Annotated in this window: 11 protein-coding genes; 9 read left to right on the top strand and 2 right to left on the bottom strand. The window is 64.6% G+C overall.

Going from position 1 to position 13,203, the window contains the following annotated elements; all coding sequences use genetic code 11:
- Positions 1-55 precede the first annotated feature (55 nt).
- Complete coding sequence (locus PSQ39_RS00255) at positions 56-655, bottom strand: YqiA/YcfP family alpha/beta fold hydrolase (RefSeq protein ID WP_273924590.1); 600 nt, start codon at positions 653-655, stop codon at positions 56-58.
- Positions 656-809: 154 nt separating this feature from the next.
- Here PSQ39_RS00255 and PSQ39_RS00250 point away from each other — a divergent pair, with 154 nt between their 5' ends.
- The 4 genes from PSQ39_RS00250 to PSQ39_RS00235 all read left to right on the top strand — a co-directional run bounded on the left by PSQ39_RS00250 (position 810) and on the right by PSQ39_RS00235 (position 7,282).
- Positions 810-2,891 carry an HDOD domain-containing protein gene (locus PSQ39_RS00250; RefSeq protein ID WP_273924589.1) on the top strand — a complete coding sequence of 694 codons (2,082 nt, stop codon included), beginning with the start codon at positions 810-812 and terminating at the stop codon, positions 2,889-2,891.
- Between the two features lie 60 nt (positions 2,892-2,951).
- Positions 2,952-4,106, top strand: a complete 1,155-nt coding sequence (rodA, locus tag PSQ39_RS00245) for a rod shape-determining protein RodA (RefSeq protein WP_273924588.1) — start codon at positions 2,952-2,954, stop codon at positions 4,104-4,106.
- A 197-nt stretch (positions 4,107-4,303) separates the two neighbouring features.
- Positions 4,304-5,764, top strand: coding sequence for a metalloprotease TldD (gene tldD, locus PSQ39_RS00240; protein WP_273924587.1), 1,461 nt, complete (start codon positions 4,304-4,306; stop codon positions 5,762-5,764).
- A gap of 390 nt (positions 5,765-6,154) precedes the next feature.
- Positions 6,155-7,282 (top strand): 3-deoxy-7-phosphoheptulonate synthase, encoded by a 1,128-nt coding sequence (locus tag PSQ39_RS00235; RefSeq protein WP_273924586.1) that lies wholly within the window; start codon positions 6,155-6,157, stop codon positions 7,280-7,282.
- Between the two features lie 90 nt (positions 7,283-7,372).
- On the opposite strand, the gene mpl is transcribed toward PSQ39_RS00235, so the two are convergent.
- On the bottom strand, positions 7,373-8,755 hold the full coding sequence (gene mpl / locus PSQ39_RS00230; protein WP_273924585.1) for a UDP-N-acetylmuramate:L-alanyl-gamma-D-glutamyl-meso-diaminopimelate ligase: 1,383 nt from the start codon (positions 8,753-8,755) through the stop codon (positions 7,373-7,375).
- A gap of 169 nt (positions 8,756-8,924) precedes the next feature.
- Between mpl and PSQ39_RS00225 the strand changes: the two genes are divergently transcribed.
- The 5 genes from PSQ39_RS00225 (at position 8,925) to prmA (ending at position 13,177) form a co-directional block, all read left to right on the top strand.
- Entirely contained in the window at positions 8,925-9,518 is a 594-nt protein-coding gene (locus tag PSQ39_RS00225; RefSeq protein WP_409241965.1) for a hypothetical protein, read from the top strand.
- Between the two features lie 146 nt (positions 9,519-9,664).
- Positions 9,665-10,093, top strand: a complete 429-nt coding sequence (locus PSQ39_RS00220; protein WP_409241964.1) for a TlpA family protein disulfide reductase — start codon at positions 9,665-9,667, stop codon at positions 10,091-10,093.
- A 183-nt stretch (positions 10,094-10,276) separates the two neighbouring features.
- The gene (gene accB / locus PSQ39_RS00215; protein ID WP_273924582.1) at positions 10,277-10,729 is read left to right on the top strand and encodes an acetyl-CoA carboxylase biotin carboxyl carrier protein; all 453 of its coding nucleotides are present in this window, start codon (positions 10,277-10,279) and stop codon (positions 10,727-10,729) included.
- 131 nt (positions 10,730-10,860) lie between these two features.
- A complete protein-coding gene (gene accC, locus PSQ39_RS00210) occupies positions 10,861-12,210 on the top strand; it encodes an acetyl-CoA carboxylase biotin carboxylase subunit (RefSeq protein ID WP_273924581.1) in 1,350 nt (449 codons plus the stop codon).
- Positions 12,211-12,289: 79 nt separating this feature from the next.
- Positions 12,290-13,177, top strand: coding sequence for a 50S ribosomal protein L11 methyltransferase (gene prmA / locus PSQ39_RS00205; RefSeq protein ID WP_273924580.1), 888 nt, complete (start codon positions 12,290-12,292; stop codon positions 13,175-13,177).
- Positions 13,178-13,203: the final 26 nt, after the last annotated feature.

Below are 13,203 nucleotides of genomic sequence, written 5' to 3'. Positions count from 1 at the left end.
GCCCACCCGGCGCGGCCCCTGGTGGCGGCCCTGGCAGGTCGCATGGACCAGGCCCTCAGACCAGCTGCAAAAAGGCCAATACAGCGTCCAGGTGCTGGTGGAAATCGCTCACTGCATGGTCCCCACCTTCGAGCAGGGTGAGTTGGGCTTGCGGGTAGCGGGCGGTCATTTCACGCCAGTCCAGGACTTCGTCGCCCTTGGCGATCAGGGCGAATTCCGGCCCCGGGGTGTCTTCGCCCTCCAGGGCCAGTTCGCGCAGTTCATCGACGTAGCGGGGCTCGAAGAAGAAGCGCGCTTCGGGTTGGTGCCAGAAAGTTTGCTCGCCGATGTAGCGTGCCAAGTCCCGCGCCGGGTCCACCGCCGGGTTGATCAGCACGCTGCGACACCCGGTCTGACGCGCCACCCAGGAGGCATAAAAACCGCCCAAGGACGAGCCCACCACCGCCATCGACTCATGCGGCCAAAGGCTCAGGCCCTGGCGCAGCAGCTCGACCGCCGCGCGCGGCGAGGGGGGCAGCTGCGGGCACCACCAGTGCACATGGGGGTACCGTGTTTGCACGGCTTCGGCCATCTGGCGCGCCTTGGCCGATTGGGGGGAGGAGCGAAATCCGTGCAGGTACAACAGGTGCGTGGTGGCGTGGGGCGTGTTGGGCATGGGGGGCCTGGCAAGGGCGGGGTGGAGAAAACACCGGTCAGGAAAGGGGCTGATCGGCACTTGGGCGGCCTCAACAGGCCCTAAACTGACCGTCGGACTGGCTTTGGCTGGGCTGAACCTCTCCCCTTCGCTTTGACACTTCCTATTTTGCGACATGCGTGACCCGAGCACCGCCCCCGCCCCGCTGGCCGACAGCGCCTGGTTGCTGCCCCATGAGGCCGTCGCGGCGGTGTTGGCTTGGCCGGCCGCGCCCGCCTTGGCCGAGCAGCCCGAGGAGGGCGTGTTTGCGGCCGGGGTGCTGTTGGCAGAAATGCTCAGCGGCCAGGCCTCGGCCCAGCGGGCCGCTGATTGCTCGCCCGATGCCCTGGAGCGCCGCTACCACGACCTGCCGGAGGACTGGGGCCGCAACATCGATCCCCCGTTACAAGCCCAGATCAGCCGCGCCCTGAGCCTGCAGCCCGAGGACCGTTTCGCCCATGTCGATGGCTTCAAGGAGGCCTTGTCGGCCTGGGCCGGAACGCCAGCAGCACGCACGCTGGAGACCTTGCTCGCGCGCATGCGCCGCCAGGGCGACTTCCCGGCCTTGTCCAGCGCCATGGGCCGCATCCTCAAGGTGGCCAACTCGGACGACGACAGCTTGGAGGATCTGACGCGCGAGGTGCTGCACGACGTCGCCTTGACCCAGCAGCTGCTGCGCCTGGTCAACAGCGCGCAATACGCCCAGGTCAGCGGCATGGTGACCACGGTGTCGCGCGCCGTGGGCCTGGTTGGCTTCAACGGGGTGCGCAACCTGGCCCTGGGCCTGCGCCTGCTGGAGCACATGCCTGACCAGACCCATGCCGTGCAGCTCAAGGCGCAGTTTTTGCGCGCTTTGATGGCGGGTTCGCTGGCGGCCGAGCTGTGCACGGTGGCGCAGGTGCGCGAGGACGCTTTTTTGGGCGCCTTGTTCCAGAACCTGGGGCGTTTGCTGACCGGCTTTTACTTCCCGGCAGAAGCGGCCCAGATCGAGCAGGCCCTGATCGATGGCCGTTTTTCCGGTGGCGAGTCCAGTGCTTTTGTGCACTTGCTGGGCCTCAGTGACGAAGACTTTGGCACAGGGGTGGCGCGCAGCTGGGGCCTGCCCGAGGACATCCTGTATTGCATGCGGCGGCCTTTCGGTCGCCCACCGACGCGCCGGCCGCAGGCCGCCCGCGAGTACCTGCGCTGGCTGGCGGTGGCGGCCAACGAAATCACGTCGGCCCTGATCGAGCCGGGTGGTGGTGACACCGCGGTGCGCGTCAAAGCCGTGACCGACCGCTATGCCCGCGTGCTGGGTTTGGCCCCCGAGGACTTTGCCGATGCGGTGGTGCACGCGCAAACCCGTCTGAAGTCCCTGGCCGAGGCCATGGGCTTGCCGGCAGGGACCACGGTGGCCTTGACCCGGCCCTTGGGCTCGCTGAGCGCGGTCCCTGCGCAGGGGGCGTCGGCTGGCCAGGCTGCTTTGGCCCAGGCGGTCCCGGCCTCACCCAAGCAGCCCGCAGCGACGCCACCCGTGCTGCCCCGCGAGCGTGGAGCGGCTTCGGCCCCCGCACCTTTGGCGGAGACGGTGCCCGTGGCGTCTCGCCCAGCGCCGCTGGCGCCTGCGGTGGCCACCCCGGCGCTGGCGCCATCCCTGACCCGCCGCCCCGACGCCGACGGGGCCCGCGATCTGCAGGCACGGGCGGCCCGCATGGCCCGCCAGCATGAGGCGCTCAAAGCCCTGTCCCAACGCTTGCAAGAGGTCTCCGCCCAAGGCCTGAGCCTGGCGGAGGGCATCAAGCTCAGCGTGGCGGGCCTGCAGCAAGCCCTGGGGGCAGACCGGGTCTTGTTTTGTCTGCGAGAAGCGGCTGTGCCGGTGTTGTCTGCACGCCATGCGCAAGGCCTGGGCGTGGCCAGCTTGCAGACGGCGTTTCGGGTGGATTTGGGCGCTGGCTCGATCGATGTGTTGGCCACGGCTTGCCACCAAGGCCGCCAGCTTTGGGTGCAGGACGCTTTCGAGCCCGGTACCCAGGCTCGGCTGCCTGCGTGGCTGCGTGAGCAGTTTCGGCCCGCCGGCTTCTGGCTGCTGCCCCTGGTGCACCGTGATGCGGTGTTTGCGCTGCTCTATGCGGATGTGGGTGAGTCCGAGCGCCTGATGATCGACCCAGGGTCGCGCGAATTGCTGCAGCAGCTGGGGCAGCTTTTGTTGGCCCTGTTTCGGCAACGGCAAAGCCGTTGAACGGCCTGACGATCCGGGCGAGCCTGGGCGAGCCAGCGGCGCAGGGCCGATAATCGCGGCATGTCCGCCGTCTTTGAAAAGCCCTCCCTGCGCCAGCGCCTGATCCCCTTGTTCCAGGGCTTCGATGGGCCGCTGGCATTTGCCGTTTTCATGCTGGTGTGCGCGGGCTTGCTGACCATGTATTCGTCGGGCTTTGACCATGGCACGCGCTTCGTCGACCACGCGCGCAACATGGTGATCGCGGGCGGTATCTTGTTTGTGGTGGCGCAGATCCCGCCACAGCGCTTGATGAGTTTTGCCGTGCCCTTGTACCTGACCGGGGTGGCCTTGCTGGTCGCGGTGGCCGTGTTTGGCCTGACCAAAAAGGGGGCCAAGCGTTGGCTCAACCTGGGGGTGGTGATTCAGCCCAGTGAGATTTTGAAAATCGCCATGCCCTTGATGTTGGCCTGGTGGTTTCAGCGCCGCGAGGGCCAATTGCGCCCGCTGGATTTTCTGGCCGCTGGCGGCTTGCTGCTGATCCCGGTCGGTCTGATCATGAAGCAACCCGACCTGGGCACCGCCCTGCTGGTGCTGGCCTCGGGTCTGTCGGTGATCTTTTTTGCGGGGCTGAGCTGGCGCTTGATTTTGCCGCCCATGCTGCTGGGCGTGATCGGCATTGCACTGATCGTCTGGTTTGAGCCGCGCCTGTGTGCGGATGGCGTTCGCTGGCCGGTGCTGCACGACTACCAACAGCAGCGCATTTGCACCTTGCTGGATCCCACGCGCGACCCCCTGGGTAAAGGGTTTCACATCATCCAGGGCATGATCGCGATCGGCTCGGGCGGGGTGTTTGGCAAAGGGTTCATGGCGGGCACCCAGACCCACCTGGAGTTCATCCCGGAGCGCACCACCGACTTCATCTTTGCCGCCTTTTCCGAAGAGTTCGGCCTGCTGGGCAACTTGCTGCTGATCGCGTCCTTTCTGTTTTTGATCGTGCGCGGCCTGATGATTGCGCTGGACGCGCCCACCTTGTTCTCGCGCTTGCTGGCGGGGGCGATGTCGTTCATTTTTTTCACCTACGCATTTGTGAACATGGGCATGGTGAGCGGCATCCTGCCCGTGGTGGGCGTCCCCTTGCCCTTCATCAGTTATGGTGGCACGGCCATGGTCACCTTGGGCATGGGGCTGGGCATTTTGATGTCCGTGGCGCGCGCCAAGCGTTTGGTGCCGACGTAAGGATCTGGCCCCCACGCTCCCCCACTGGCGTGTGGGTCGCTGCCCCCCGAGGGGGCCCCAGCCGCCTTGGGGCGGCCTGGCGGCGGCTGGATCTGGCCCCCACGCTCCCCCACTGGCGTGTGGTTCGTTGCGGGGGCCACCGCCTCGGGGCGGCCTTGTGGCTGCAGCGGGCATTGGCTGCGGCCTAAAATGGCCGGATGATTTCACGCGAACCCACCCTCGAACGCCTGGCGATCGCCAAGCAACTGCTGCTCGAACCCTTTGGCCTGGACGAAACCCATTTGTCCAAAGCCTTGGCCGAGATCCGAGCCCATCGGGTGGATGACGCCGATCTGTACTTCCAGTACACCCGCGCCGAAGGCTGGAGCCTCGAAGAGGGCATCGTCAAAACGGGCTCCTTCAGCATCGACCAGGGCGTGGGTGTGCGTGCGGTGAGTGGCGAGAAGACCGCATTTGCCTATTCCGATGACATTTCTCTGGAGTCCTTGTTGGATGCTGCCCGCACGGTGCGCACCATCTCGGGCCTGGGCGGCGGTGCCCGCGTCAAGGCGGCCAGCCGCAAGGTCGCGGCCAGCCGTTCGCTCTATCCAGGCCTGGACCCCATCGCCACCATGGACAGCACGGCCAAAGTGCGCCTGCTGGAGAAGGTCGAGCAACTGGCCCGAGCGCGTGACCCGCGCGTGGTGCAGGTCATGGCCGGTCTGGCCGGTGAATACGACGTGGTGCTGGTGGCCCGAGCCGACGGCACCTTGGCCGCCGATGTGCGTCCGCTGGTGCGTTTGTCGGTGACGGTGATCGCCGAACAAAACGGCCGCCGTGAGGTGGGCTCGGGCGGCGGTGGGGGGCGGTTTGGCCTGGCCTATTTTGACGACGCGATCATCGACGGCTACGTCACCGATGCGGTCAAGGCCGCGTTGACGAACCTGGAGTCACGCCCCGCGCCGGCTGGCGAGCTGACCGTGGTTCTCGGCCCGGGCTGGCCTGGTGTGTTGTTGCACGAAGCGATTGGTCACGGCTTGGAGGGCGACTTCAACCGCAAGGGCTCGAGCGCTTTCAGTGGCCGCATTGGCCAGCGCGTGGCCGCCAAGGGGGTCACCGTGCTCGACGACGGCACCCTGGCGGACCGCCGCGGCTCGCTCAATGTGGACGACGAAGGTCATGCCAGCCAGCGCAACGTGCTGATTGAAGACGGCATCCTCAAGGGCTACATCCAGGACTCGATGAACGCCCGCCTGATGGGCGTGGCCCCCACGGGCAATGGCCGCCGCGAAAGCTACGCCCATGTGCCCATGCCGCGCATGACCAACACCTACATGCTGGGTGGCGACAAGGCGCCCGAGGAAATCGTGGCCAGCATCAAGAAGGGCTTGTACGCCACCAACTTCGGGGGAGGTCAGGTGGACATCACCTCGGGCAAGTTCGTGTTCTCTGCCAGCGAAGCCTTCTGGGTCGAAAACGGCAAGATCCAATACCCAGTCAAGGGCGCCACCCTGGTGGGCAATGGCCCGGACGCCCTGACCCGCGTCAGCATGATCGGCAACGACATGCGTTTGGACAGCGGTGTCGGCACTTGCGGCAAAGAGGGGCAGAGTGTGCCGGTTGGCGTGGGGCAGCCCACTTTGCGCATCGATGGCATGACGGTGGGCGGTACTGCCTGAGTGCGGTGAGGCGGCCGCTGCCAGGCGGACCGCCAAGATCGCCCCCGATCAGCTTGGTTTGACCTGGGGGCGGTGCTTCTGACGGGTGGATGGGGCAGCTCCCTCGCGCGGTGCAATGCTTCTGCATTCATTTTGTACTAACTGGTTCGAACTTGTATTCTCTTTGCCACAAGCTCTGAGTTGGGCTTTGGCCTGTCCGGAGCTGTGCTAAATTGCTTGGCATGTCTCTGCGTTCCGCCTTTTACTTTTACTTTTGGTTCTCTGTCCCAGGCGGACGAGAGGCGAACGCATAAGCGCACGAACACCCTCCCAAAAACCGCCGAAGCTGAAAAGCACGGCGGTTTTTTTTTGCCCCTTTCAAAACCTCAAACCCTTGCACAGGAGTCCCCGATGAAGAAGCCCGCCGCCACCACCAGCGATGCTTGGTACGCACACGTCGAAAAAACCAGCCAGACCGACGACGAACGCATCAAGGACATCACCGTGCTCCCGCCCCCAGAACATCTGATCCGCTTCTTCCCCATCCACGGCACGCCCGTGGAGTCGCTGATCACCCAGACCCGCCGCAACATCCACAACATCATGGCGGCGCAGGATGACCGCCTGCTGGTGGTGATTGGCCCTTGCTCCATCCATGACCCGGCTGCCGCGGTGGAATATGCCCGCCGCCTGAAGGCCGAGCGCGAAAAATACGCTGACACGCTGGAAATCGTGATGCGTGTCTACTTCGAGAAGCCGCGCACCACGGTGGGCTGGAAGGGGCTGATCAACGACCCCTACCTCGACGAAAGCTACCGCATCGACGAAGGCCTGCGCATCGCGCGCCAACTGCTGATCGAGATCAACCGCCTGGGATTGCCTGCCGGCAGCGAATTCCTGGACGTGATTTCGCCTCAGTACATCGGCGACTTGATCAGCTGGGGCGCCATCGGGGCTCGTACCACCGAAAGCCAGGTCCACCGCGAACTGGCCTCGGGCATTTCGGCCCCCATTGGTTTCAAGAACGGCACCGACGGCAACATCCGCATTGCCACCGACGCCATTCAGGCAGCGGCCCGGGGTCACCACTTCCTGTCGGTGCACAAAAACGGCCAAGTGGCGATTGTTCAAACCCAGGGCAACAAGGATTGCCACGTCATCCTGCGCGGTGGCAAGACGCCGAACTACGACGCCGCCAGCGTGGGCGCTGCCTGCGCCGAACTGGCTGCCGCCAAGCTGCCCGCCACGCTGATGGTGGATTGCAGCCACGCCAACAGCAGCAAGCAGCACCAGCGCCAGATCGATGTCGCCAAGGACATTGCGGCCCAGGTGGCCGGTGGTTCGCACCAGGTGTTCGGCTTGATGGTCGAAAGCCACCTGAATGCGGGCGCGCAGAAGTTCACCCCGGGCAAGGACGACGTGCAGGCCCTGGCCTATGGCCAGAGCATCACCGATGCCTGCTTGGGTTGGGACGATTCAGCCGACGTGCTGGCGGTGCTGTCGGACGCCGTCAAGGCCCGTCGCGCCCTGAAGGCCTGATCAGCCCGCGGCCGGGCAGGGCGCCCGGCCACCTTGGATGGGGGTTGGCGTTGGGCGATTCCGCCCGCCCACAGACCCTGGGCCGCAGGCTCAGGGCACGCTGGCGCGCAAGGCGTCCAGCAGCTTGCCGTGCACGCCACCAAAGCCCCCGTTGCTCATGCAGACCACTTGGTCGCCGGGCTGGGCTACCGCACAAACCTGTTGAACCAGGGTGGCAATATCGGGTGCGGTGCGGGCCTTTTCCCCCAGCGGGGTCAAGGCCTCGGCGGCGTCCCAGTCCAAGCCGCCGGTGTGGCAGAACGCCAGGTCGGCATGGGCCAAGGCCCAAGGCAATTGGGATTTCATGGTGCCCAGCTTCATGGTGTTGCTGCGGGGTTCAAACACCGCCAAGATGCGGCCGCCCCCTTCGCCCAGGCGCTGGCGCAGACCGTCCAGCGTGGTGCGGATGGCCGTGGGGTGGTGGGCAAAGTCGTCGTACACCGTCACGCCGCGGGCCTGACCGCGCACTTCCATGCGGCGCTTGACGTTCTCAAAGCTGCTCAGGGCTTGGATCGCCACTTCGGGCGCCACCCCCAGGTGATCGGCCGCCGCGATGGCCGCTAGGGCATTGAGCTGGTTGTGCACGCCAGTCAGCGACCAGCGCAGTCGGCCCGAGGGCTGACCGTGGCGCAGCACTTGGAAGTCATGTGCCTCACCTTCGGCCGAGAAGTCGCTCACCGTGCTGCCGAAGCTGCGTTGCTCGCTCCAGCAGCCCATCGCCAGAACGCGGGTCAAGCTTTCTTCCAGGCCGTTGTAGACCACGCGGCCCGAGGCGGGCACGGTGCGCAACAGGTGGTGGAACTGGCGCTCAATGGCCGCCAGGTTGTCAAAAATGTCGGCGTGATCGAATTCCAGGTTGTTCAAAACGGCTGTGCGCGGACGGTAGTGCACGAACTTGCTGCGCTTGTCGAAGAAAGCCGTGTCGTACTCGTCGGCTTCGATCACAAATGGCGCCCCTTGTCCCAGCCGCGCCGAAACGCCAAAGTTCAGCGGGACCCCGCCCACCAAAAAGCCGGGCTCCAGCCCAGCCTGGTCGAGCACCCAGGCCAGCATGGAGGTGGTGGTGGTCTTGCCGTGCGTGCCGGCCACGGCCAGCACATGGCGGCCTTGCAGCAAGTGCTCAGACAGCCACTGCGGGCCACTGCTGTAGCGTGCGCCGCTGTCCAGGATGGCTTCCATCAAGGGGAATTTGGGGCTGCCGTCGCTCAGTCGGGCGCGGCTGACCACGTTGCCGACCACGAAGACATCGGGCTTCAGGGCCAGTTGGTTGGCATCAAAGCCTTCGATCAGGTCAATGCCCAGGGCGCGCAACTGATCACTCATGGGGGGGTAGACGCCCATGTCGCAACCTGTGACCCGGTGGCCGGCCTCCCGCGCCAGGGCGGCCAGGCCCCCCATGAACGTGCCACAAATACCCAGAATGTGAATATGCATGAACCCGATTTTACGTGGGGTCATGGCGCAAGCGTCTGCTGGTCCCGTGCTCGTGGGCTGGGAAGCTATCAAAGTCGTAGCGATCGGGGCTGACTTTGGAAAAGGCGGAAAATGCCTCTTCAATTCACTGGGCGACTCTGGCGCGCCTGTGGGAACCGAATCGATGCGCATGGACAGTCTTCAAGAAGAAATTGCCGCTACCGCCGCCCGCCTGGTGGTGGAGGAGGGCTTGGAATACGGCGGCGCCAAGCGCCGAGCCGTGAAACAACTGGGTTTGCCTGCGCGCACCGCTTTACCGGACAACGACCTGGTTGAAGCCTCGGTGCGTGAATACATTGAGCTGTTTTGCGCCGACACCCAACCAGCCGAGTTGAAGGCTTTGCGTGAACTGGCCTTGGTCTGGATGCAGCGCATGCAGGACTTTCGCCCCCACCTGACCGGCGCGGTGTGGCGCGGCACCGCCACGCGACTGTCCGATGTTTATATTCAGTTGTTCTGCGATGACCCCAAATCGGCCGAGATCGCCCTGATTGACCACCATGTCGACTACGAGCCCCAGACCGTGACCGGGTTTCGCGGGGAACCGGTCGAGGCCTTGTCCTTGGGGGCGCCCTGCCGCGGACTGGGCGAGGTGGTGGGGGTGCACCTGATGATTTACGACCATGATGACCTGCGCGGGGCCCTGGTGCCCGACGCCCAGGGCCGGGTGCCGCGTGGCAGCCTGGTGGCCTTGCAAAATTTGCTCCAGGAGGGCAGCACATGACGACGACTTCTTCTTCCGCTCAAGGCGCTCCGGTCGATGCCAGTGTGCGTCGCCGGCGCTGGTTGGGGGCCGGGGTGGCGGGCCTGGCGGTGGCCGCTGGCGCTGGTTTCAGTTGGTGGCGTCGACCTGGGGCAGGCGAAGGGGCTTTGGATCCCGCCCAGGCTCAGGCCCTGTGGGCGCTGAAGTTCGAGCGTCCTGGCGGTGGTGAGCTGGCGTTGGCGGATTTCAAAGGCAAGCCTCTGCTGATCAACTTCTGGGCGACCTGGTGCCCCCCTTGTGTCGAGGAGCTGCCGCTGCTGGATCGCTTCCAACGCGAGAATTCTGCTAAACGCTGGCAAGTTCTGGGATTGGCCATCGATCAGCCGAGTTCTGTGGCTCGTTTTCTGGGCAAGACCCCGGTGAGTTTTCCGGTGGGCTTGGCGGGTTTGGAGGGTTCGGAGTTGGGGCGATCGCTGGGCAATGAGACAGGAGGTTTGCCCTTTACCGTGGTGATCGCAGAGGATGGGCGTGTAATACAGCGTAAAATGGGGCAGATCACGCCCCAGGAACTGGCGCTGTGGTCCCGCTCCGGCTGAGGCCGGAGCCCTCCCTTGCCCCTCGTGCCACCGTCGTACAAAGGGGCGTCTGTCCGGCCGATGCTGGGTCACATCTGAGTGACTTGGCATCTGTTTTGACTTATTTTTATCTGCTGATCGCGATTTTTGGCGTGCATTTGAAGTAAATTCGCGCCTGTTATCGTTTTAGCTGTTGGAGCCCTCATGGATCTGCGAAAACTCAAGACCCTGATTGATTTGGTGTCTGAATCCAATGTGTCAGAACTCGAAATCACCGAAGCCGAAGGCAAGGTGCGCATCGTCAAAGGGGGCGGGGCCGTGGTTCAGCAATTGGTCGCTGCGCCGGTGGTCAGCGCCGCTCCGGTCGCCGCTGTGCCCGCTGCTGCTGCCGCACCCGCCGCTGCTGCACCGGCTGCAGCCACGGGCCACGTGGTCAAGTCGCCCATGGTGGGGACTTTCTACCGTGCCTCCAGCCCGGGCGCCAAGGCCTTTGTCGAAGTGGGCAGCCAGATCAAAGAAGGCGAGACCATCTGCATCATTGAAGCGATGAAGATCCTCAACGAGATCGAAGCCGACAAGTCCGGTACCGTGACCCAGATCCTGGGCGAGAACGGCCAAGCCGTCGAATACGGCCAACCGCTGTTTGTCATCGAATGATTGGCAGCCCGGCTCGGGCGCCCCAGCTTCAGTCACCTCCGAGGGGGTGATTGGGCGTTGGGCCTTCCAGCCGTGGCAACCTTTGAAAGTGCACGCCTTGCGTGCGGGGCCCTGCTGCCCCGGGAGCACTGATGTTTAAGAAAATCCTGATCGCCAACCGTGGCGAAATTGCCCTGCGCATCCAGCGGGCGTGCCGTGAGCTGGGCGTCAAGGCGGTGATGGTGTATTCCGAAGCCGACCGCGACGCCAAATACGTGAAGCTGGCGGAAGAAGCGGTCTGCATTGGCCCGGCCGCCTCGGGTCAGAGCTACCTCAACATGCCGGCCATCATTTCGGCAGCCGAGGTGACCGATGCCGAAGCCATTCACCCTGGGTATGGCTTTCTGAGCGAGAACGCCGACTTCGCTGAACGCGTTGAGAAAAGCGGTTTCCAATTCATTGGCCCGACGCCCGAGTCGATCCGCATCATGGGCGACAAGGTCTCGGCCAAGCAAGCCATGATCCGTGCTGGCGTTCCCTGCGTGCCCGGCTCTGAAGGCGAGTTGCCCGATGACCCCGTGCAAATCCGACGCATCGCCAAGAGCGTGGGTTATCCTGTGATCATCAAGGCCGCTGGCGGCGGCGGCGGTCGCGGCATGCGCGTGGTGCACACCGAAGCAGCGCTGATCAACGCGGTGCAGATGACCAAGGCTGAAGCGGGTGCTGCCTTTGGCAATCCAGCGGTCTACATGGAAAAGTTCCTGCAGAACCCGCGCCACATTGAAATCCAGATCCTGGCCGACAAGCACCGCAACGCGGTCTACCTGGGTGAACGTGACTGCTCCATGCAGCGTCGCCACCAAAAGGTGATCGAAGAGGCGCCGGCCCCGGGCATCCCGCGCAAGCTGATCGAGAAGATCGGCGAGCGCTGCACGGCCGCCTGCAAGAAGATCGGCTACCGCGGCGCGGGCACCTTTGAGTTCCTCTACGAGAACGGCGAGTTCTACTTCATTGAAATGAACACCCGCGTGCAGGTGGAGCACCCGGTGACCGAGCTGATCACTGGCGTGGACATCGTGAAGACGCAAATCATGGTGGCCGCTGGTGAAAAATTGCCCTTCACCCAGCGCCAGATCGAGATCCGTGGCCATGCCATCGAATGCCGAGTGAACGCCGAAGACCCGTACAAGTTTGTGCCGTCGCCGGGTCGCATCACCATGTGGCATGCCCCGGGTGGCCCGGGTGTGCGTGTGGATTCGCATGTCTACACCAACTACTTCGTGCCGCCGAACTACGACTCGATGATCGGCAAGATCATCGTGCACGGTGACACCCGCGAGCAGGCCCTGGCCCGCATGCGCACCGCCTTGCTGGAGACCGTGGTCGAAGGCATCAACACCAACATCCCGCTGCACCGCGAGCTGATGGTGGACGCCAAATTCATGGCCGGTGGCACCAACATCCATTACCTTGAGGAGTGGCTGAGCCACCACAAGCGTTGAGCGGCCTGGGCGCCCCGCCGATGAGGCCGGGGGCGCCTGCGGCAGCCTGTGCCCTCAAACTCCCAACACCAGGACCGTCATGTTTGAACTCCGGCTGCTGTGCCCCGAAGACCATGTTGAAACCCTGAGCGACGCACTCGATGCGCTCGACGCCTTGAGCGTCAGCGTGGAAGATGCCGACGCCCAGACCGATGCCGAGCAAGCCCTGTTTGGTGAGCCCGGCATGCCGCCGCCCAAAGAGGGCTGGCAGCGTTCGCGCATCATCGCCTTGTTCCCCGATGAAACGGCCGCCACCGAAGCCGCGCAGTTGCTGCAGCTGCAGGATTTTTTTGCGGATTGCCGCCTGCTGGGCGTGGCCCAGGTGCCTGACGAAGACTGGGTTCGTTTGACGCAGTCGCAGTTTGCCCCGGTTGAGATCACCCCCGAATTCTGGATCGTGCCGACTTGGCACGAGCCGCCCGAGCAAGCGCGCGAGGTCATCCGCCTGGATCCGGGCTTGGCCTTTGGTACAGGCACCCACCCCACCACCCGCATGTGCCTGCGCTGGATCGCACGCCGCTCCGCCACCGCGCCCCTGGGGCGGGTGCTGGACTATGGCTGTGGCTCGGGCATTTTGGCCATCGGTGCGGCCAAGCATGGTGCTTTGAACATTGACGCGGTGGACATTGATGAAGCGGCGGTGCAGTCCACCGTGCTCAACGCCGAAGCCAACCGAGTGACCCTGCAAGCTGGTCTGCCCGACCGCGCCCAAGGCGTCTACAACACGGTCCTGGCCAACATCCTGGCCACGCCGCTCAAAGTGCTGGCGCCGCTGCTGTGCGCCCACGTGGCCGATGGTGGCGCCTTGGTGTTGGCGGGCATTCTGGAGCGTCAGGCGGAGGAGCTCAAAGAGGCCTACGCACCCTGGATCCAACTTTCGGTGGCGGACACCGAAGACGGTTGGATTCTGATGACGGCCCAGCGCTGAGCCCGGGCCCCGGTGTCGGGGCTCTG

The organism is Curvibacter microcysteis (genome assembly GCF_028649455.1).
In the GTDB taxonomy this organism is placed as follows: Bacteria; Pseudomonadota; Gammaproteobacteria; order Burkholderiales; family Burkholderiaceae_C; genus Curvibacter; species Curvibacter microcysteis.
Note: the sequence above shows the minus strand (reverse complement) of the source record. Positions and strands in the feature narration are given on the sequence as shown.